The following is a 17881-nucleotide window of genomic DNA, read 5'->3' on the forward strand; positions in this document are numbered from 1 at the left end:
CGGGCGGACCGCCGTCGATTCCGGCCATCCTGGCGGGTAGGCTGCGCCCCGTGGCTCAGATCCAGATCCCCGCTGACATCAAGCCCGCCGACGGCCGTTTCGGCTGCGGCCCGTCCAAGGTGCGCCCCGAGGCCCTGAGTGCCCTCGCCGCGACCGAGACCTCCCTGCTCGGCACCTCGCACCGCCAGGCCCCGGTGAAGAACCTGGTCAAGCGCGTGCGCGAGGGCGTGAGCAGCCTGTTCTCCCTCCCCGAGGGGTACCAGGTGGTGCTCGGCAACGGCGGGTCCACCGCCTTCTGGGACATCGCGGCCTTCGGCCTGGTACGGGAGAAGTCCCAGCACCTCGACTTCGGCGAGTTCTCCTCCAAGTTCGCCTCCTCCGTCAAGGCCGCGCCCTGGCTGGCCGAGCCGAGCGTGATCAAGACCGCCCCCGGCACCCACCCGCTGCCGGTCGCCGAGGCCGGCGTGGACGTCTACGCGCTCACCCACAACGAGACCTCCACCGGCGTCTCGATGCCGATCGCCCGCCCGGCCGGCGGCGACGAGGGCTCGCTGGTCCTGGTGGACGCCACCTCGGGCGCCGGCGGCCTGCCGGTGGACATCACCGAGACCGACGTCTACTACTTCGCCCCGCAGAAGTCCTTCGCCTCCGAGGGCGGCCTGTGGCTGGCGTCGTTCTCCCCCGCCGCGCTGGAGCGCGCCGCCGAGATCGCCGGCTCCGGCCGGTACATCCCGCCGTTCTTCGACCTGCCGACGGCCATCGACAACTCGTCGAAGGACCAGACGTACAACACCCCGTCGATCGCCACCCTGTTCCTGCTGGCCGACCAGCTGGAGTGGCTGAACGGCAACGGCGGGCTCGACTGGGCCGTCGCCCGTACGGCTGATTCCTCCTCGCGGCTGTACGGCTGGGCCGAGAAGTCCTCGTTCGCCAACCCGTTCGTGGCGACCCCGGCCGAGCGCTCGCAGGTCGTCGGCACGATCGACTTCGACGACTCGGTGGACGCCGCCGCCGTCGCCAAGGCGCTGCGCGCCAACGGCATCGTCGACACCGAGCCGTACCGCAAGCTGGGCCGCAACCAGCTGCGCGTCGCGATGTTCCCGGCGATCGACCCGGCGGACGTCGAGGCGCTCACGGTCTGCATCGACTACGTGGTCGAGCGGCTCTGACCGCTCCGCACGGACAGACGGGAGAAGGGCCACCGCCTTCGGGCGGTGGCCCTTCTCCCGTCTCCGTCCTTACCGGTTGACCAGCGAGCTGACCAGCACGGTGACCAGCAGCAGGACCAGCGCGGCGGTCACGATTCGCATTCGAGTCTTGGGATCCACGGTCAACGAGCGTACCCCCGGCCGGTTCGCGGCCGGACGCCGAGGCCGGCGATCCGGCCACCGCCGCTACTGCGGCCCGGCCTCCCAGCGGGCCAGCGGCAAAGAGCACAGCGAGGTGTAGCGGACGGGGCCGCCGCCCTGCTCGCTGCGCATCAGGTGCAGCTCGGCGGCCTCCCACTCCGGCCCCCGGTAGCCGTCCAGCGCCCGGGCCAGCGCGTCCAGCTCGGCGGCCGCCAGCCGCTGCTCCGCCCGCCGGCGACCGCGCGAGGAGCCGGCCCGGGCCAGCGTCAGGTGCGGGTGGAAGCTGAACGCGTCCGTCTCGCCGACCACCTCCGCGGTGGCCCGGTACACCGCCTCGGCGATCCGGCGCAGCGCCCAGTCCTGCCCCTCCACCCCCGCCCAGAGCACCCGGTCCCCGAACCGCCCGCCGCCGGCCAGCCGCAGCGTGTGCGCCGAGTGCGCCTCGGCGACCTCCGCCAGCGCGGCCTCCAGCTCCGGCACCCGGTCGGCCGGCACCTCGCCGAAGAAGGCCAGGGTCAGGTGCCAGGCGTCGGCCGCCGTCCAGCGCAGCCGGTCCGCCCCCGGCAGCCCGCGCACCGGGGCCACCGCGTCGGCCAGGTCCTGCAACGCCTCCACCGGAGGCAGCACCGCCACGAAGAGCCTCATGGGGCCATCTTCCCGCGCGGGACGGTTTGGACTAGAACGGATTCCCATGAAGATCCGTAACGGGGGCCCCGAGGACATCCCCGACATCCTGTCCCTGCTCGACGGCGCCGTGGCCTGGCTGGCCGCCCAGGGCCGCACCCGTCAGTGGGGCGACCGGTCGTTCAGCGGCATCCCCGCCCGCGTCGAGCACATCGACCAGTACACCGGCGAGGCGTTCCTGATCCGGCTCGCGGTCGACGACGAGGGGCGCACGGTCGGCTCCTGCGTGTTGTCCGAGCAGCGCCCCGACTACGCCACCCCGGTGGACGAGCCCGAGCTGTACATCCGCAACCTGGTGACCGACCGGAGCCGCAAGGGCTCGGGGATCGGCTCGGCGCTGATCGCCGACGCGCTCGACGAGACCCGTCGGCGCGGCATCGGTCTGCTGCGGGTGGACTGCTTCGGCGGTGACGACCGCAAGCTGGTCGGCCAGTACCGGGCGCTCGGCTTCACCGAGACCGAGTCCTTCGAGGTCGAGCAGCCGGCCGGCCCCTGGCCGGGGCAGATCCTGGCGATCCGGCTCTGAGCCGACGGGCCCGGTCCCGGAGCGCCGTCATGGCGTTCCGGGACCGGGCCCGCAGGACATCGACAGACCGCCGGCGGCCCGTCAGCAGGCTGTGGCCAGCTCCGGCTTGGCGCTCGCCGCCGGACGCGGCACCAGCGCCACCACCCGGCCCCCGCGCCCGGGGTGCAGGTCCAGCCGCAGCCGCAGCTCGGCGCTGCGGGCCAGGACCAGGCCGACCGCACCGGCCGCCGCCGCCGAGACCAGGCCGCAGGCCAACAGTCCCACCCGGGGCCCGTACGAGGCGGTCACCCAGCCCACGATCGGCGCGCCGATCGGCGTCCCGCCGGTGAAGACCAGCATCAGCAGGCCCATCACCCGCCCGCGCATCGCCGGGTCGGTGCCCAGCTGGAGCGAGGCGTTGACCGAGGTGTTGAAGCTCAGCCCGAACACCCCGATCAGGGTGAGCAGCAGCGCGAAGGTCCAGTAGCCGGGCGCGAACGCCGCCACCACCTCCAGCGCGCCGAACGCGAGGGCGGCGCCGACCAGTCTGCGCAGCCGCGGCACACCCCGGCGGGCCGCGATCAGCGCGCCGGTCAGCGATCCGACGGCCATCGCGGTGTTCAGCAGGCCGTACTGCCCGGCGCCGACATGGAAGGTGTCGGAGGCGAAACCCGCCAGCAGCGTCGGGAAGTTGAAGCCGAAGGTACCGATGAAGCCGGCCAGCACCATCGGCCAGAGCAGCTCGGGCCGCTCCTTGACGTACCGCAGCCCCTCCCGCAGCTGGCCCTTCTCGCGGGCGATCGGCGTGGTCGGGCGCAGTTCGCTCTCCCGCATCGCGAGCAGCCCGCCGATCACGGCGGCGAACGACAGCGCGTTCAGCGCGAACGCCCAGCCGCTGCCGACCGCGGCGATCAGCAGACCCGCGACGGCGGGGCCGACCAGCCGGGCGGTCTGGAAGTTGGCGGCGTTGAGGCTGACCGCGTTGGCGAGGTCCTTCGGCCCGACCATCTCGGAGACGAACGCCTGCCGGGTCGGGTTGTCGACCACCGTGACCAGGCCGAGCAGCAGCGCGAACAGGTACACGTAGTACGGGGTCACCACACCGCCGACGGTCAGCACGGCGAGGCCGGCGGCGAGCAGGCCCATCGCACCCTGGGTGAGGATCAGCAGCCGGCGCTTGGGCATCCGGTCGGCGAGCACCCCGCCGAACAGGCCGAACAGCAGCATCGGCAGGAACTGCATGGCGGTGGTGATGCCGACCGCGAGCGGGCTGCCGGTGAGGCTGAGGACCAGCCAGTCCTGGGCGATGCGCTGCATCCAGGTGCCGGTGTTGGACACCACCTGGCCGGCGAAGTAGTAGCGGTAGTTGCGAACGCGCAGTGAGGAGAACATCCCCCCGGGCCTGGTGAAGGCGGCGCCGGTCGGCGAGTCCGCCGTGGGGGACGCGGCCGCGCGGGTGCGGCCGGGAGCGGCGGGGTCGTCCGCCGCGGTGCGTTCGTCGGGGTCGTCGTCGCCGTTGCCGGGCAGCCCCGTCGGGGCGGGTGCCTGGGCGTCGGCGGCCACGGCGTTCGCCGCGGCGGGGTCGGTGGTCTGCTCGTCGGTCCGGGTACGGGTGGCGGCGCTGGCTGCGGCCGGCGGTGTCACGGTGGTCTCCCCTCGCGGCGCGACGGCCCGTGGCGTGGCCGTCGCGCTCCTGGTGTCGGTCTTCGGTCCTGCGGTGATGCGGTTCTCCTTCGTCCTCCGGCGGCTACCGGATTCGCTGTGCCTAGAGGTGTGCGAGCTTGTAGAGCACGGGCGCGGCCTCGCGGAGCTTCGCCCACTCCTCCTCGTCGAGCCCCTCGGCGAGCTCGGCGAGCCAGGCGTTGCGACGCCGGCGGGACTCCGCCAGGATCGCCTCGGCCTGTTCGGTACTGCTGACGACCACCTGCCGGCGGTCCTCCGGGTGCGGTTCGCGCCGCACCAGGCCCTTCTCCTCCAGCATCGCGACGATCCTGGTCATCGAGGGCGGCTGTACGTGCTCCTTCCGGGCGAGCTCGCCCGGCGTGGCCTTCCCGCACCGGGCGAGGGTGCCCAGCACCCCGATCTCGGTGGGACTGAGCGACTCCTCGACCCGCTGGTGGCGCAGTCGACGGGAGAGGCGCATGGCGGACGACCGCAGCTGACTGATGGCTGCGAGGTCCTGCTCGGACATCTCGGGCATGTTCTTTAGCCTACGTCATTACTCTGGCTAAAGAAAATTGGATTCCGACCGTCCATGGCCCGGCTCCTTCGGCAGGTCCGGCGCCGGGCGTCGGCGCCTTGATCCCGTTCTCCCGGGAGCCGGCCGTCGCCGCGTCAGCGATCCGGAATGCCCCTGACCGATCTGCGCTGGTCAACGGCCCGGGGCCCGCTGCCGAGCGCCTTGCTCCCCCCGCCCCGCCCCGGCTGGCCGTGCTCTCCGTGACTCCCGGTGCGATGCTGGTCCTGGGACCCGGTCCGCGCGGGCCCCGGCGCCGCAGCACGCTCAGCAGAAGGGTCGACAGCCATGACCGACGTCGCCTCCGAGCAGGCCACCATGGTCGACCCGACCGGGCAGGACGACACCGGCTTCGCCCGCCTCGCGATGGTCACCATCGACTGCGCCGACCCGGTCGCGCTGGCCGCCTTCTACGGCGCGCTGCTCGGCTGGGAGACCCGGCACGTGGACGAGCGGTTCGCCATCCTGGACAACCCGGAGGGCGGCAGCCCGCTCGGCTTCGGCCGGGTCAGCGGGTACCGGCCGGAGCCGTGGACCGAGCCGGACGGCGGCAAGCACTTCCACCTGGACTTCTACGTCGACGACCTGGAGGCGGCCACCGCCCGCGCCCTGGCCCTGGGCGCGACCGAGCCCACCTACCAGCACGGCCGGACGCTCAAGGTGCTGATCGACCCGGCCGGCCACCCGTTCGGCCTGGCCCCGCTGGACGCCTGACCGGGAGGCCGGCCCCGTCCGGCCGGCGCGGGTCGGCCCGGGATCGGCCCGGGATCGGCCCGGGGTCAGCGCGGGGTCAGCGCGGGAAGGCCCGCCGCGCCCGCCAGGTGGTGTGCTCGCGCGAGACCGCGTCCTCCGCCTCGGCGGCCAGCCGGGCCCAGCGCTGCTCGGCGTCCGGCATCCGCGGGTCGAGGTCGGACAGCTGGTTGCCGACGTTCTCCAGCTCCCGCGCGGCCAGCTGGTACGCGGCCGCCAGCGGACGGAGCTGCTTCAGCTGCGTCCAGGCGATCACCGCCGCGGCCGCCGCCGAGGTGGCCCCGAAGACGTGCACCTGCAGCGCCCCGGTCGCCTGCGCGATCGCCGCCGCCGCGCCGACGATGATCAGCCCCGCCACGCCCAGCCCCCAGGTCACCGCCTGCGACTCGCAGGACTCGGCGCGCGAGCGGTACCACGTCCGCTGCCCCTCCACCCGGGTGCGCAGGTAGAGCGTCCGCCGCGCGGTCAGCGACTCCGCCCGCACCCGGCGCATCTCCGGGGTGATCTCGGCGACCGACTCCGGCGGCACGATCGCCGGATCCTCGAACGCCCGCAGCACGTCCTCCACTTGCAGCAGGTAGCCGCGGTCGACGTCCGCCGACTCCGCGTCACCCTCGAACGGCCGGGCCCGCACCGAGTACTTCCAGGCCAGCGTCTTCACCGACTCGGCCGCCGCCCGCGCCTCGTACCAGCGCCCCTGCGGATTGCTGCGGCGCAGCCGCGCCCAGAAGTAGCCGGCCACCAGCAGCGCCACCACCGAGAACAGCGGCGTGATGTCGGAGGCCCCCTTGTCGTCCGGCCCGGGCAGCGAACCGACCGCCGCCGCGAGCACCAGCATCGAGATGAGCCCCCGGTACCAGCGCAACGTCTGCTGCTGCCCGGACAGTGACGCCTGGTCGGCCGTCCGGAACAGCTCCGGCAGCAGCTGCGCCTCGACCCCCGCGGGTGGATCCTGTCTGACCATCGAACCGCTCCCCTCCCCCGTCTCAGCCCGGAGTATGCCCACCGTCAACTCCCCTACACCGAGGCCCCCTTGACACCCCCACTTGCCACGCCCCACCCGCAACCCCTATAACCGGTTACATGCCCATGCACTGGAAGCTCGTCATCGACGCCGCCGATCCGCACCGCCAGGCCGCCTTCTGGGCCGCCGCCCTCGACTACACCGTCGAGGACCACAGCACCCTGATCGCCAACCTGCTCGCGGGCGGCGCGGTCACCCCGGACCAGATCACCGAGGTCGACGGCCGGCACGCCTGGCTGACCCTGGCCGCCGTCCGCCACCCCGAGGACGCGCACGACCCCACCAGCGACACCGGCCTCGGCCGGCGGATCCTCTTCCAGCGCGTCCCCGAGCCGAAGCAGGGCAAGAACCGCCTCCACCTCGACCTCCACCCCGGCCCCGACGCCCGCGCCGCCACCGTCACCCGCCTCACCGCCCTCGGCGCCGTCACCCTGCGCGAGGTCACCGAGCCGGGCGGCTCCTGGACCGTGATGCAGGACCCGGAGGGCAACGAGTTCTGCGTCCACTGACGCCTCCGCCCACCGGCCGGCCCCGGAATTCCCGCCCCGTCACGAATTCACTCCCGGCACACCGGCCCCATTCTCCCCGGCCGAAACCGGAGTTCCCGCCGGCAAATCGATTTCCGCCGCCTCCTCCGAAAACGCCGCACCGGAAGCCAATTCGCCGTGCTAGCTTCGGTGGTCCTTGCGGTCGATTCACACCCGGCAAACCCGGTAGGGGGAGGGGCTCGTGGCGGACGGATTCACGGTGGACCTGGCGGCCTTGGAGAAGGCGGCTTCCGGGATCACCGGCACCGTGGCGAAACTCCAGTTCAGAAAGGTGAGCGATCTCGACCCCAAGAAGAGCGAGATCGGGCACGGGCACCTGGCCGACGTCCTGGAGAAGTTCTGCACCCGCTGGGAGATCGGTGTCGAACACCTGGTGAAGGACGCCGCCCAGGTCTCCCAGCGGCTGACCGCGAGCGTCAAGGCCTACCGCGAGATCGACGGAACACTCTTCGGTCAGCCCGGCGGCACGGTGACCCGGCCGGACGGCAGGGACCCCGGGGCGCAGTAGTGGCCAAGGACCTCGGACAGACCGCCGACCCCAAGGAACTCGTACCGGGGAGCACCGAGTCGATCGCCTCGACCGTCGCCTGGCTCAAGAGCTACGGCGACACCCTGCACTCGACCGGCGAAGGCCTCAGGCGCATCGACACCGTCGAGGGCTGGTCGGGGAAGGCCGGCGACGCGTTCCGGCACGCCTTCCACGGCGAGCCGAAGAAGTGGCTGGTGGCCGGCGACTGCTTCCACGAGGCCTCCACCGCCCTGGCCGCCCACCAGTCGACACTGGCCTGGGCCCAGGGGCAGGCCGCGGACGCGATCCGGCAGTGGGACGAGGGCCGGGCCGCCACGGGCAAGGCGAAGTCCGAACACCAGGACGCGGAGCGGAACGCCGGGCACGGCCTGCCGTTCACCGATCCCGGCGAGGCCGCGCGGGCGGCCGCCGCCCAGACGCTCAAGACCGCGCGGGAGCAGCTCAAGAACGCGGGCGACACGGCGGCACGCACGATCGGCAAGGTCCGCGACAAGGCTCCCAAGGAGCCGGGCTGGCTGGACAAGGTCGGCGACTTCTTCTCCGACGCCGGTGACTTCGCCGTGGATCTCGGCAAGACGGCCGTCGAGGACCTGGCGTCGGTGGGCAACGCGATGATCCACGACCCGGGCGCCGTGCTGGAGGTCGCGGGCGGCCTCAGTCTCGCCGCCCTGGGCGCCGGCGGCGAGGTGCTGGGTGCCGGGCTCGACCTCACCGGCGCGGGCGCCGTGATCGGCGTGCCCGTGAACGTCCTGTCCGCCGGAATGATCGCCACCGGTGCGGGCATGGCCGGCATGGGCGCGAGCCAGATCATCGAGGACGCGGCGGGACCGAACCGCGTCCACATGGAGGGCGACGGCGGGGGCGGGGGCGGCGGCGCGGGCGAGGCCCGCACCCAGCCGTCGAGGGGTCCCGACCCCAACGCCACACCGCAGGGGTCCACCACCCGGATCAACCCGGGCGACGCACCCGAGAACCGGCTCGCGCTCCAGCGCGAGAACGAATCGGCGGAGATCCTGGCCAAGCAGGGCTACCACGTGGAACAGAACCCGTCGGTGCCCGGCCCGAAGAATCCCGACTACCGGATCGAGGGCGAGATATTCGACTGCGTTTCACCGTCGAGCAGCAGCGCCCGGAATGTCGGCTCACGGATCGAGGAGAAGATCCAGGAGGGCCAGACCAACCGCATCGTCGTCAATCTCGCGGATTCGCCCGTGGACGTCGCGGCGCTCAAGTCCCAGCTCCACGACTGGCCGATCGAAGGGCTCCACGAGGCCGTCGTGATCGACCGGCAGGGCAATATCCTGCACATCTACCCCTAGCGCGTTCGAACGGATCCCAGCCATGTCGATTTCCCACAGCTTCAGCCTGGCCACATCGATGTCCGTCACCGAGGTGGCCGACACGCTGAACGACGTCGCGCAGGGCGGCAGGCTGTTCGATGCGACCACGCGGGCGGCGGACCTGCTCACCGAAGGCGTCGCCACCAGGTTCGGCACGTGGATCCGGGTGTTCGCCCCCAACCCCAGGCCGTGGAACCCCCTGGTCACGGACCTCCACATCACCCCGACCGTGTCGGTGGTCTTCCGGCTCGACAAGACCACCGATCTGCGGGGGCAGGAGGACGACGTCGTCCGGCTGGTCTCGGGCCTGCTGGAGCGCGTCCCCGGCGACGCGGTGCTGCAGTACCACTACGAGACCGTCTGGCTGCTGCGGCGCGGCGGCGAGCTCAGCCTCAACGAACGGGACGACCTCTGGCCGGCCGACCGCCTGGCCGTCGTCCCCCGGCCCTTCAGCCGCGAGACGCACGAGTTCTCCGACGAGGACTGAGCCCCGCGGCCCGCGCCGACGACACCGGCCCGCACTCCTCGTGGCGGAGTGCGGGCCGGTGAGCCGTCGCCGGGGCTCAGAGCAGACCGAGGGCCGGCATCAGGTAGTAGAAGGCGAAGACGGCGGAGACGGCGTACATCGGGAGCGGGACCTCGCGGGCACGGCCGGTGGCGATGCGCAGGATGCAGAAGGTGATGAAGCCGAAGCCGATGCCGTTGGTGATGGAGTAGGTGAACGGCATCATCGCGATGGTCAGGAAGGCCGGGATCGCGATGGTGTAGTCGGCCCAGTCGATGTCCCGCACCGAGTTGGCGAGGATCAGGAAGCCGACGGTGACCAGGGCGGGGGTGGCGGCCTGGGCGGGGACCATGGTGGCGAGCGGGGTGAGGAAGAGGGCCACCACGAAGAGGCCGCCGGTGACGATGGAGGCGAAGCCGGTGCGGGCGCCCTCGCCGACGCCGGCGGTGGACTCGACGAAGCAGGTGTTGGCCGAGGACGAGGTGGCGCCGCCCGCCGCGGTGGCGATGCCGTCGATCATCAGGACCTTGTTGATGCCGGGCAGGTCGCCCTTCTCGTCCAGCAGGTGGGCCTCGTCGGCGACACCGAGGATGGTGCCCATCGCGTCGAAGAAGCAGGACATCAGGACGGTGAAGACGAAGAGCACGCCGGTGAGGACGCCGACCTTCTCGAAACCGCCGAACAGGCTGACCTTGCCGACCAGGCCGAAATCGGGAGCGGCGACCGGGTTGCCCGGCCAGGCCGGGACGGTCAGGCCCCAGCTGAGGGCGGGGATGTCGGCGAGCTTGTCGATCACCACGGCGACGCCGGTCATCACGGCGATGGAGATCAGGATCGCGCCGGGGACCTTGCGCACCAGCAGGACGAGGGTGAGCAGCAGGCCGAGCACGAAGACCAGGACCGGCCAGCCGTGCAGGTGGCCGCCGACGCCGAGCTGGAGCGGGACGGTGGTGTGGGCGGCGTCGGGGATGCGGGTGACGAAGCCGGAGTCGACCAGGCCGACCAGGGTGATGAACAGACCGATGCCGATCGCGATGGCCTTGCGCAGGCCGAGCGGGACGGCGCTCATGACCCGCTCGCGCAGGCCGGTGGCGACCAGGAGCATGATCGCGAAGCCGGCCAGCACGACCATGCCCATGGCGTCCGGCCAGGTCATCTTGGGTGCGAGCTGGAGGGCGACGATGGTGTTCACGCCGAGGCCGGCGGCCAGGCCGATCGGGACGTTGCCGATGACGCCCATGAGCAGCGTGGTCAGGCCGGCGGTGAGCGCGGTGGCGGTGACCAGCTGGGCGCTGTCCAGGTGGGCGCCGGTCATGTCCGTGGCGCTGGCCAGGATGATCGGGTTCAGCACCAGGATGTACGCCATGGTGAAGAAGGTGGCGACACCACCGCGGATCTCGCGCGGCAGGGAGGAGCCGCGCTCGCTGATCCGGAAGTAGCGGTCCAGCGCGCCGAACGGGGGCTTCGGCGTGTCGGGCTGGGCGGGCTCGGGCGACTCGGTGGTCGGCTGGGCCACGGGCATGCTGCGTCCTCTGTGGGGGGCGGAGGAGAGGGGGACCCGCCCGGGAACGACGGTGGCACCGGGCGCCCCGGTGGGACGGGCACGAAGCACGATGTCCTGAGCATGCCGCGACCGACCGGAAAAACAAGTATGGGTTCCCCGATCGCTCGTACGCTATCTTCGCGCGTAGAACGAATAACCCACGTAACAAGCGCGGCCAGTCCCCGCACAGAATCGATCGGACGTACGGCCGCACCGTACCCTAGGGCCCATGCCCAAGACGCCACTGCACCCCTCGCCCCCGCCGCTGGAGGCCAACGACGTCGCGATCGTCGGCGGCGGCACGGTGCTCTGGTTCGTGGCGTTCGTGGTCCTGCTCCCGTTCTGGGGCACGCTGTCCGACCACGGCCACGGCAGCTGGCCGTGGATCTGCCTGGCCGGCGGCGGGCTCGGACTGATCGGCCTCTGGTACTGCCGGGCCCGCCGGGACGCCATCGCGCGCAGCCGGGCGGCGGCCGCCGAAGAGGCGCAGAATCCAGCCACCCGGTCGGACTGAATAGTCCTTTAGTAGCACGCATCGGACATAAGGCCCCCGTAGAGTCGGTGCCATGATGCAGCCCGCCGAGGACAAGCCCACCGGTGACCAGCCGGACGGTGCCCACCCGCTCGGCCTGCTGCCCGGCCGACGCGGCGGGCTGACCTCCGCCGAGGTGGCCGAGCGGGTCGCCCGCGGCGAGGTCAACGACGTCCCGGTCCGCTCCAGCCGCTCCACCCGGGAGATCGTCCGGGCGAACGTCTTCACCCGGTTCAACGCGATCATCGGCGTGATGTTCGCGATCATCCTGATCGTCGGCCCGCTCCAGGACGGCCTGTTCGGCCTGGTCATCGTCGCCAACACGGCGATCGGCATCATCCAGGAGCTGCGCGCCAAGAAGACCCTGGACAGCCTCGCGCTGATCGGCGAGGCCAGGCCCCAGGTACGCCGCGACGGCGCCGCGACGCAGGTCGCCATCGGCGAGATCGTGCTGGACGACACCGTGCTGCTCGGCATCGGCGACAAGGTGATCGTCGACGGCGAGGTCACCGAGGCGGACGGCCTGGAGATCGACGAGTCGCTGCTCACCGGCGAGCCGGACCCGGTGCTCAAGCACCCCGGCGACGCGGTGATGTCCGGCAGCTTCGTGGTGGCCGGCGCCGGCGCGTTCACCGCCACCAAGGTCGGCCGGGAGGCGTACGCGGCGCAGCTGGCCGAGGAGGCGAGCCGGTTCACCCTGGTGAAGTCGGAGCTGCGCACCGGCATCGACAGCATCCTGCGGTTCATCACCTGGCTGCTGGTGCCGACCGCGATCGGTCTGATCATCAGCCAGCTGGCGGTGGAGGGCCGGGACTGGCGCGAGGCGGTCCGCCGGATGATCGCCGGGATCGTGCCGATGGTGCCCGAGGGCCTGGTGCTGCTGACCTCGGTGGCCTTCGCGATCGGCGTGGTCCGGCTGGGCCGCAAGCAGTGCCTGGTGCAGGAGCTTCCCGCGATCGAGGGACTGGCCCGGGTGGACACCGTCTGCCTGGACAAGACCGGCACCCTGACCGAGGGCGGCATGGACGTCGTCGACCTGCGGATCATCACCGACGGCGGTGACCGGGGCGAGCCGGCGGGCGACGCCCTGGCGGAGAACGGCGCCCTCAAGGAGACGGTCAAGCAGGCGCTCGGCGTGATGGCCGGCGCCGACGCCCGCCCCAACCCGTCGATGCAGGCCGTCATCGACGCCTACGGCGACGGCAGCGGCGAGCGCCGCGACGGCTGGCGGGTGATCGAGGCGATGCCGTTCTCCTCCGCCCGCAAGTGGAGCGGCGTCCAGCTGCTGGAGCCGCGCGGCGAGGAGGCCAGCTGGCTGCTCGGCGCCCCCGACGTGCTGCTGCCCGCCGGCCACCCGGCACTGGCCGAGGTGGACGAGCTGGGCGCCCAGGGCCTGCGGGTGCTGCTGCTGGGCCGCTCGCCGGTCCCGCTGGACGCCCCGGACCCGGCCGCCGGGCTGCGGCCGCTCGCCCTGGTGGTGCTGCGGCAGCGGCTGCGCGAGGACGCCGCCGACACCCTGCGCTACTTCGAGGGCCAGCGGGTCCAGGCGAAGGTGATCTCGGGTGACTCGGCCGTCTCGGTCGGCGCGGTCGCCGCCCACCTCGGGCTGCCCGGCGCCGACCACCCGGTGGACGCGCGCACCCTGCCCGGCGATCCGCAGGCCTTCGCCGACACCGCCGAGCGCACCACCGTCTTCGGCCGGGTCACCCCGCAGCAGAAGCGCGAGCTGGTCGGCGCGCTGCAGTCGCGCGGGCGCACCGTGGCGATGACCGGCGACGGCGTCAACGACGTGCTGGCGCTCAAGGACGCGGACATCGGCGTGGCGATGGGCAGTGGCAGCGACGCGACCAAGGCGGTCGCCCAGATCGTGCTGCTGAACAACTCCTTCGCGGTGATGCCCTCGGTGGTCGCCGAGGGCCGCCGGGTGATCGGCAACATCGAGCGGGTGGCCGGGCTGTTCCTGGTCAAGACGGTCTACTCGGTGCTGCTGGCGCTGCTGGTGATCTTCACCCACTCGCCGTACCCGTTCCTGCCCCGGCACTCCACCGTGCTGTCCACCCTGACGATCGGCGTGCCGGCCTTCTTCCTGGCGCTCGCGCCCAACAACGAGCGCGCCCGCACCGGCTTCGTGCGCCGGGTGCTGCGGTTCGCGATCCCCGGCGGTGTGATCGCGGGGACGGCGACCTTCACCGCGTACGCGCTGGCCCGCGCCGACCACGCCACCGACCTGGAGTCGGACACCAGCGTGGCCACCCTGACGCTCTTCCTGGTCGCGATCTGGGTGCTGGCGATCGTGGCCCGCCCGTACAACTGGTGGCGGCTGCTGCTGATCGGGACGATGTGCGGGGCGTTCGCGCTGGTGCTGACGGTGCCCTGGCTCTCCGACTTCTTCCAGCTCTCGCTGTCCGGCACCCGGGACCCGTGGATCGGCGTCGGCATCGCGCTGATCGCCGGAGTGGTGCTGGAGGTGGTCTGGCGGATCATGCGCCGCCGGACCGATCATTGACCCCGGGACCGGGCGACGGGGGGAGTGCCGCGATGGCACGCAGGGGCGGTGAACTGGAGGCCTTCGCGGCCTTCCTGGGCGGGCTGCTGGCCACCGGGCTGCTGGCCCTGGCGATGGCGGGGGTCGGCGTGCTGGCCGGGATCCACCCCGGACCACGGCTGACCAAGGCGGTCGCCGCCGTGCTGACCGCCACCTGGGTGGTGGCCACCCTCACGATCTACCTGCGGCTGATCGCCCGCGGCCGGACCCGCTCCGGCACCCGCTCCTGACCGGGGCGGGCACCGGAGCCCGGCGGCTCAGCCCTCGAAGTCGCGGGCGGCGGACAGCTCGTACGCCCGGTCCGGTTCGCTGAGCGCGGCCAGCACCTCGAACCGGCGGTGCCACTGCCCGACCGACCAGGCCAGCCCGGCGGCCAGCCCCTCCGGCGTGGCCGCGTGCAGCAGCCCGGGCACCGGCGGCACCTCGAACTCGTCGTCCTCGTCCGCCTCCTCGGCCGACTCCGGGTCGTACGGCGCCTCCGGGGTGTCCGCGGCGGCGTCCCAGCGCCAGTCCACGGTGGCCTCCTCGCCGTCCGGGCCGACCACCAGCAGGTCCTCGTGCTCCTCGTACGCGACCGGGCAGCCGGGCAGCAGCTCCCGCACCACGGCCGGCACCCGGTGCAGGGCGCCCTGGGAGAGCACCCGCCCGCCGGCCACCTCGCTGGCCAGCGAGACGTGCAGCCGCTCGGCGAGGTCGGCGGCCAGCGCCGGGGCGACCGGCAGCAGCGGGTGGTCGTGCAGCAGCTCCACCAGGTCGGGGGCGTCCGCGACGACCGCCTCGGCGGCGTCCACCACGATCGTGCGGTCGGGACGGCGGCCGGTGGCCCGGTCCAGCGGCGGCACCGCCCGCACCACGTCCAGCGGCTCGATCCGCTCCACCTCGATCCGGGCCAGCGCGCTGTGGATGCCGTGCAGCTGGCGGTGCCCGACCTCGGCGGCCGGGTCGGTCAGCCGGTCCAGCACCTCGTCCGGCCCGTGCGGCTCGGCGAGCAGCGCGGTCAGCGTGGTGCGCACCCCCAGCGCGTGCAGGAACTGCTCGTCCAGGGTGGTGCGGGCCTCGTCGTACAGGCCGCGCAGCAGCGGGTCGGCGCCGGCCGCGCGCAGCCCGGCGGGCTCGCGGCCGTCCAGCACCGGGTGGTCGCGCAGCCACCAGGCGGTGTACGGCGGCAGGTCGGCGTACGAGCCGTCCGGCAGCAGCGTGCGGACCGGGGTGACGACGGCGTCCCGGTACGGCGGGCGGGCCAGCGCGGCCAGCGCCTGCGGCCAGGCGTCGTCGTCCACCAGGTCCAGGTCGCGGACGGCGAGCAGCTCGGCGGCGACCGGCGGGACGCCCGCGGTGTCCCCGTCGTCGGCGTGCAGCGCCTCCAGCGCGTCCTCGGCCCAGTCGGCCAGGCCGTCCGGCGCCTCGTCGATCAGCCCGGTGGGGTGGCCGCCGGCCGCCCGGTCGGCGGGCACGGTCGGGTCGAGCCGGTCCAGGTCGTCCGGGTCGAGCACCACGTCCTCGGCGCGGACCAGCACGAAGTCGGCCGGTACGCCGACGGCGGCGAGCACCTCCGGGCCCCAGCGCTCCAGCAGGTCGTCGTCCACCCAGGCCGCGTCGTCCTCGCGCGCCAGCTCGGCGAGCGGGCTGTCGGGGAGCAGCAGCTCGCCGGCGCGGGCGGGCTCGCCCTCGTCGTCGAGCAGGGCCAGCCGGGCCAGCCAGGGGTGCTCGCCGGGCGCCGGGGCGGCTGCCTTGACGAGCGCCAGCACCGCCTCGGCGAGGTCGGCGGCGGCGTCCGGGTCGTCCTCGGCCAGCTCGTAGGAGCGGGCGACGGCGGCCCGCACCTCGGGCGTGTCCAGCACCCCGGCCGGGGTGGCCGCGCCGGCGCCGAGCTTGGCGAGCAGCGGGTGGGCGGCCTCCGGGTGGGCGAGCCGCAGGTCGAGCACGGCGAGCGTGTCGGCCAGCGACTCGGGGTAGCCGGGGAAGGCCGCCCAGTCGGCGGCGTCGGAGGGCAGCAGGACCCGGCGCGGGCCGGTCACCGTCCGGCCGTCGGCGAGCGGCACCGGCAGCGCGCCGAGCGCCTCCGGGTCGGCGCCGCCGAGCGCCGCGTACAGGTTGCGCCACCAGGCCGGCTCCCGGTCCAAGCCGCCCAGCTGGTCGACCACCTCGGCGAGCGGGACCCGGCGGACGTTGAGCACCCGCAGTTCGGTGCGGCGCTCCAGGCCGGCCGGCAGCAGACCGGGGAAGATCGGCGCCAGCGCCTCGACCACCGAGCCGTCCGCGCCCTCCAGCAGCGTGGCGTCCCGGGGCCGCAGCGCGGGGGTGCCCTCCTCGACCGGCGCCGGGTGCGGCAGGAACGGCGTACCGGGCAGCCGGGAGAGCACGGCGGCGCGCAGCGCGTTGTCCAGCGCGCCCCGGCCGAGCGGGCCGGGCACCAGGCCGAGCGAGCCGAGGTCGCCGCCGCGGGCACGCAGCAGGTCGGCGTAGGCGTCGGCGGCGCGCTCGGTGAGGAAGTCGGCGAGCGGGCCGGGGGCGACGTGCCGGCGGGTGGAGTCCAGCGGGTAGGAGGCGATCAGCAGCGCGGGCAGGCCGAGCGGCTCGTCGCTGGGGGTGGGCGCGTGCAGCACCGGGTCGATCGCGGGCCGCTGCGGGTCGCCCTCCTCGGAGACCGGCACCGCCCAGGTCACCGTCCAGAAGGGGCGGGCGCGTTCCTCGGTGGGCCGGTCGGCGAGCAGCTCCGCGGCGAGCGCGCCGGCCGCCTCGGCGGTCTGCCAGACGGTGCGCCGGTGCCCCCCGCCGGCGTCGTCGGTGACCGTCACCTCGGTGACGCCGTCGGGACGCGGCTCCGCGGCGGAGCGGGTCAGCGTACGGGTGCCCTCCGAGGTCTCCACCACCACCTCGGCCAGGCCCGGCAGGGTGAGCAGCAGCGCGTCGTCGATGCCGGCCAGCAGCCGGCGGGTGAGGTCCTCGGCGGCGGCGTCGCGCAGCGGCAGCACCACCACCGTGTCGTACCCCTCGGGCGCCGGGCCCTCGGCGGCGAACGGCAGGCGCAGCAGCGGCACGTGACCGTCCCGGCGGCGCAGTTCCTCGGCGAGCGCCGGCTGCGTCCCGGCCAGTGCCCGGGCCTCGCCGAGCGACCAGCGCACGCCGCCGGCCGAACCGAGCACGGCGGGCTCGTCGGTGACCGCGAGGACGGCGGCGAAGCCCACGCCGAAGCGGCCGACGGTGGTCTCGTGCTCGCCGCGCTTGGAGGAGGCGCGCAGGGTGGACAGCGACTCGACGGCGGCGGCGTCCAGCGGCGCGCCGGTGTTCGCGGCGGCCAGCACTCCGTCCGCCAGGGTGAGCCGCAGCCGGCCGGGGCCGTGCCCGGCGCGGACGGCGGCGTCGGCGGCGTTCTGCGCCAGCTCGACGACCAGCCGGTCGCGGTAGCCGCCGAGGGCGAGCTCCTCCTCGGCGTTGGCGTCCTCCCGGAACCGGGCCGGGGAGGCGGCCCAGGCGTCCAGCACCCGACGGCGCAGTTCGGCGCTGCCGAAGGGATCCGCGAGGTGCTCGTCCGTGCCGCTGCCGAGAATCCGAGGTTCCACTGGACCTGCCGCCTTCCGCCGCCCTGTTGTGCCCTACGAGGGGCATTCTTCCCTGCCGGAAGGACTGCCCCGGACACGCCCCCGGCCGCGGCCCGCCCGCACGGGGGCGGAAACGGCGGCGGCCCGCCCCCCCCCGGGGGGGGGGGGGGCGCCGGGGGCGGCCGGGGGGGGGGGGGGCTAGTGAGCAAAAGCCACCCCCCCCCACAAACATTAGGGGCTTGGGTCGGG

General features: G+C 73.7%; 16 protein-coding genes. 10 read left to right on the forward strand and 6 right to left on the reverse strand.

The genetic code is table 11. The features are described 5' to 3' along the window. Positions 1-50: 50 nt before the first annotated feature. Positions 51-1169 carry a phosphoserine transaminase gene (gene serC / locus ACFVUH_RS29195; protein WP_387916295.1) on the forward strand — a complete coding sequence of 373 codons (1119 nt, stop codon included), beginning with the start codon at positions 51-53 and terminating at the stop codon, positions 1167-1169. Positions 1170-1394: 225 nt separating this feature from the next. On the opposite strand, the gene thpR is transcribed toward serC, so the two are convergent. After that, a complete protein-coding gene (gene thpR / locus ACFVUH_RS29200) occupies positions 1395-1994 on the reverse strand; it encodes an RNA 2',3'-cyclic phosphodiesterase (RefSeq protein WP_355359932.1) in 600 nt (199 codons plus the stop codon). A gap of 46 nt (positions 1995-2040) precedes the next feature. On the opposite strand from thpR, the gene ACFVUH_RS29205 reads away from it, so the two are divergent. Then, entirely contained in the window at positions 2041-2559 is a 519-nt protein-coding gene (locus tag ACFVUH_RS29205) for a GNAT family N-acetyltransferase (protein ID WP_387916297.1), read from the forward strand. A gap of 81 nt (positions 2560-2640) precedes the next feature. On the opposite strand, the gene ACFVUH_RS29210 is transcribed toward ACFVUH_RS29205, so the two are convergent. Further along, positions 2641-3930, reverse strand: coding sequence for an MFS transporter (locus ACFVUH_RS29210; protein ID WP_387916374.1), 1290 nt, complete (start codon positions 3928-3930; stop codon positions 2641-2643). Between the two features lie 373 nt (positions 3931-4303). Next, positions 4304-4738 carry a MarR family transcriptional regulator gene (locus ACFVUH_RS29215; RefSeq protein ID WP_355359938.1) on the reverse strand — a complete coding sequence of 145 codons (435 nt, stop codon included), beginning with the start codon at positions 4736-4738 and terminating at the stop codon, positions 4304-4306. A gap of 324 nt (positions 4739-5062) precedes the next feature. On the opposite strand from ACFVUH_RS29215, the gene ACFVUH_RS29220 reads away from it, so the two are divergent. Beyond that, positions 5063-5488 carry a VOC family protein gene (locus ACFVUH_RS29220; protein WP_355359941.1) on the forward strand — a complete coding sequence of 142 codons (426 nt, stop codon included), beginning with the start codon at positions 5063-5065 and terminating at the stop codon, positions 5486-5488. Positions 5489-5564: 76 nt separating this feature from the next. Here the strand turns inward: ACFVUH_RS29220 and ACFVUH_RS29225 are convergent, their stop codons facing one another. Continuing rightward, positions 5565-6488 carry a DUF4231 domain-containing protein gene (locus ACFVUH_RS29225; RefSeq protein ID WP_355359944.1) on the reverse strand — a complete coding sequence of 308 codons (924 nt, stop codon included), beginning with the start codon at positions 6486-6488 and terminating at the stop codon, positions 5565-5567. Positions 6489-6613: 125 nt separating this feature from the next. On the opposite strand from ACFVUH_RS29225, the gene ACFVUH_RS29230 reads away from it, so the two are divergent. The 4 genes from ACFVUH_RS29230 (at position 6614) to ACFVUH_RS29245 (ending at position 9452) form a co-directional block, all read left to right on the forward strand. Then, positions 6614-7057, forward strand: coding sequence for a VOC family protein (locus ACFVUH_RS29230; RefSeq protein ID WP_387916376.1), 444 nt, complete (start codon positions 6614-6616; stop codon positions 7055-7057). A gap of 220 nt (positions 7058-7277) precedes the next feature. Next, complete coding sequence (locus tag ACFVUH_RS29235) at positions 7278-7604, forward strand: hypothetical protein (RefSeq protein ID WP_355359950.1); 327 nt, start codon at positions 7278-7280, stop codon at positions 7602-7604. Then, the gene (locus ACFVUH_RS29240; RefSeq protein WP_387916300.1) at positions 7604-8944 is read left to right on the forward strand and encodes a putative T7SS-secreted protein; all 1341 of its coding nucleotides are present in this window, start codon (positions 7604-7606) and stop codon (positions 8942-8944) included. Before ACFVUH_RS29235 ends, ACFVUH_RS29240 begins: the two co-directional genes overlap by 1 nt. Positions 8945-8966: 22 nt before the next feature. Beyond that, positions 8967-9452, forward strand: coding sequence for a SitI3 family protein (locus ACFVUH_RS29245; RefSeq protein WP_387916302.1), 486 nt, complete (start codon positions 8967-8969; stop codon positions 9450-9452). Between the two features lie 76 nt (positions 9453-9528). Here ACFVUH_RS29245 and ACFVUH_RS29250 read toward each other — a convergent pair whose 3' ends face one another. Continuing rightward, entirely contained in the window at positions 9529-10992 is a 1464-nt protein-coding gene (locus tag ACFVUH_RS29250) for an NCS2 family permease (protein ID WP_355359964.1), read from the reverse strand. 250 nt (positions 10993-11242) lie between these two features. On the opposite strand from ACFVUH_RS29250, the gene ACFVUH_RS29255 reads away from it, so the two are divergent. Genes ACFVUH_RS29255 through ACFVUH_RS29265 form a run of 3 tightly spaced genes read left to right on the forward strand, consistent with a single transcriptional unit; the run spans position 11243 to position 14320 of the window. Beyond that, the gene (locus tag ACFVUH_RS29255; protein WP_355359967.1) at positions 11243-11527 is read left to right on the forward strand and encodes a DUF2530 domain-containing protein; all 285 of its coding nucleotides are present in this window, start codon (positions 11243-11245) and stop codon (positions 11525-11527) included. 52 nt (positions 11528-11579) lie between these two features. Continuing rightward, positions 11580-14051: an HAD-IC family P-type ATPase gene (locus ACFVUH_RS29260; protein WP_387916304.1), complete on the forward strand. Its 2472-nt coding sequence runs from the start codon at positions 11580-11582 to the stop codon at positions 14049-14051. A 32-nt stretch (positions 14052-14083) separates the two neighbouring features. Further along, positions 14084-14320, forward strand: a complete 237-nt coding sequence (locus ACFVUH_RS29265) for a hypothetical protein (protein WP_387916306.1) — start codon at positions 14084-14086, stop codon at positions 14318-14320. A 27-nt stretch (positions 14321-14347) separates the two neighbouring features. Here the strand turns inward: ACFVUH_RS29265 and ACFVUH_RS29270 are convergent, their stop codons facing one another. After that, positions 14348-17653, reverse strand: a complete 3306-nt coding sequence (locus ACFVUH_RS29270; RefSeq protein WP_387916309.1) for a sacsin N-terminal ATP-binding-like domain-containing protein — start codon at positions 17651-17653, stop codon at positions 14348-14350. Positions 17654-17881 lie beyond the last annotated feature (228 nt).

The sequence above is a fragment of the Kitasatospora sp. NPDC058032 genome, from assembly GCF_042885845.1.
Classification (GTDB): Bacteria; Actinomycetota; Actinomycetes; order Streptomycetales; family Streptomycetaceae; genus Kitasatospora.

Coding starts and splice junctions, on each gene's coding strand:
- ACFVUH_RS29260 (WP_387916304.1), top strand. CDS start 11,580: ATGATGCAGCCCGCCGAGGACAAGCCCACCGGTGACCAGCCGGACGGT.
- ACFVUH_RS29250 (WP_355359964.1), bottom strand. CDS start 10,992: ATGCCCGTGGCCCAGCCGACCACCGAGTCGCCCGAGCCCGCCCAGCCC.
- ACFVUH_RS29265 (WP_387916306.1), top strand. CDS start 14,084: ATGGCACGCAGGGGCGGTGAACTGGAGGCCTTCGCGGCCTTCCTGGGC.
- ACFVUH_RS29220 (WP_355359941.1), top strand. CDS start 5,063: ATGACCGACGTCGCCTCCGAGCAGGCCACCATGGTCGACCCGACCGGG.
- ACFVUH_RS29245 (WP_387916302.1), top strand. CDS start 8,967: ATGTCGATTTCCCACAGCTTCAGCCTGGCCACATCGATGTCCGTCACC.
- ACFVUH_RS29225 (WP_355359944.1), bottom strand. CDS start 6,488: ATGGTCAGACAGGATCCACCCGCGGGGGTCGAGGCGCAGCTGCTGCCG.
- ACFVUH_RS29210 (WP_387916374.1), bottom strand. CDS start 3,930: ATGTTCTCCTCACTGCGCGTTCGCAACTACCGCTACTACTTCGCCGGC.
- thpR (WP_355359932.1), bottom strand. CDS start 1,994: ATGAGGCTCTTCGTGGCGGTGCTGCCTCCGGTGGAGGCGTTGCAGGAC.
- ACFVUH_RS29215 (WP_355359938.1), bottom strand. CDS start 4,738: ATGCCCGAGATGTCCGAGCAGGACCTCGCAGCCATCAGTCAGCTGCGG.
- ACFVUH_RS29205 (WP_387916297.1), top strand. CDS start 2,041: ATGAAGATCCGTAACGGGGGCCCCGAGGACATCCCCGACATCCTGTCC.
- ACFVUH_RS29230 (WP_387916376.1), top strand. CDS start 6,614: ATGCACTGGAAGCTCGTCATCGACGCCGCCGATCCGCACCGCCAGGCC.
- ACFVUH_RS29255 (WP_355359967.1), top strand. CDS start 11,243: ATGCCCAAGACGCCACTGCACCCCTCGCCCCCGCCGCTGGAGGCCAAC.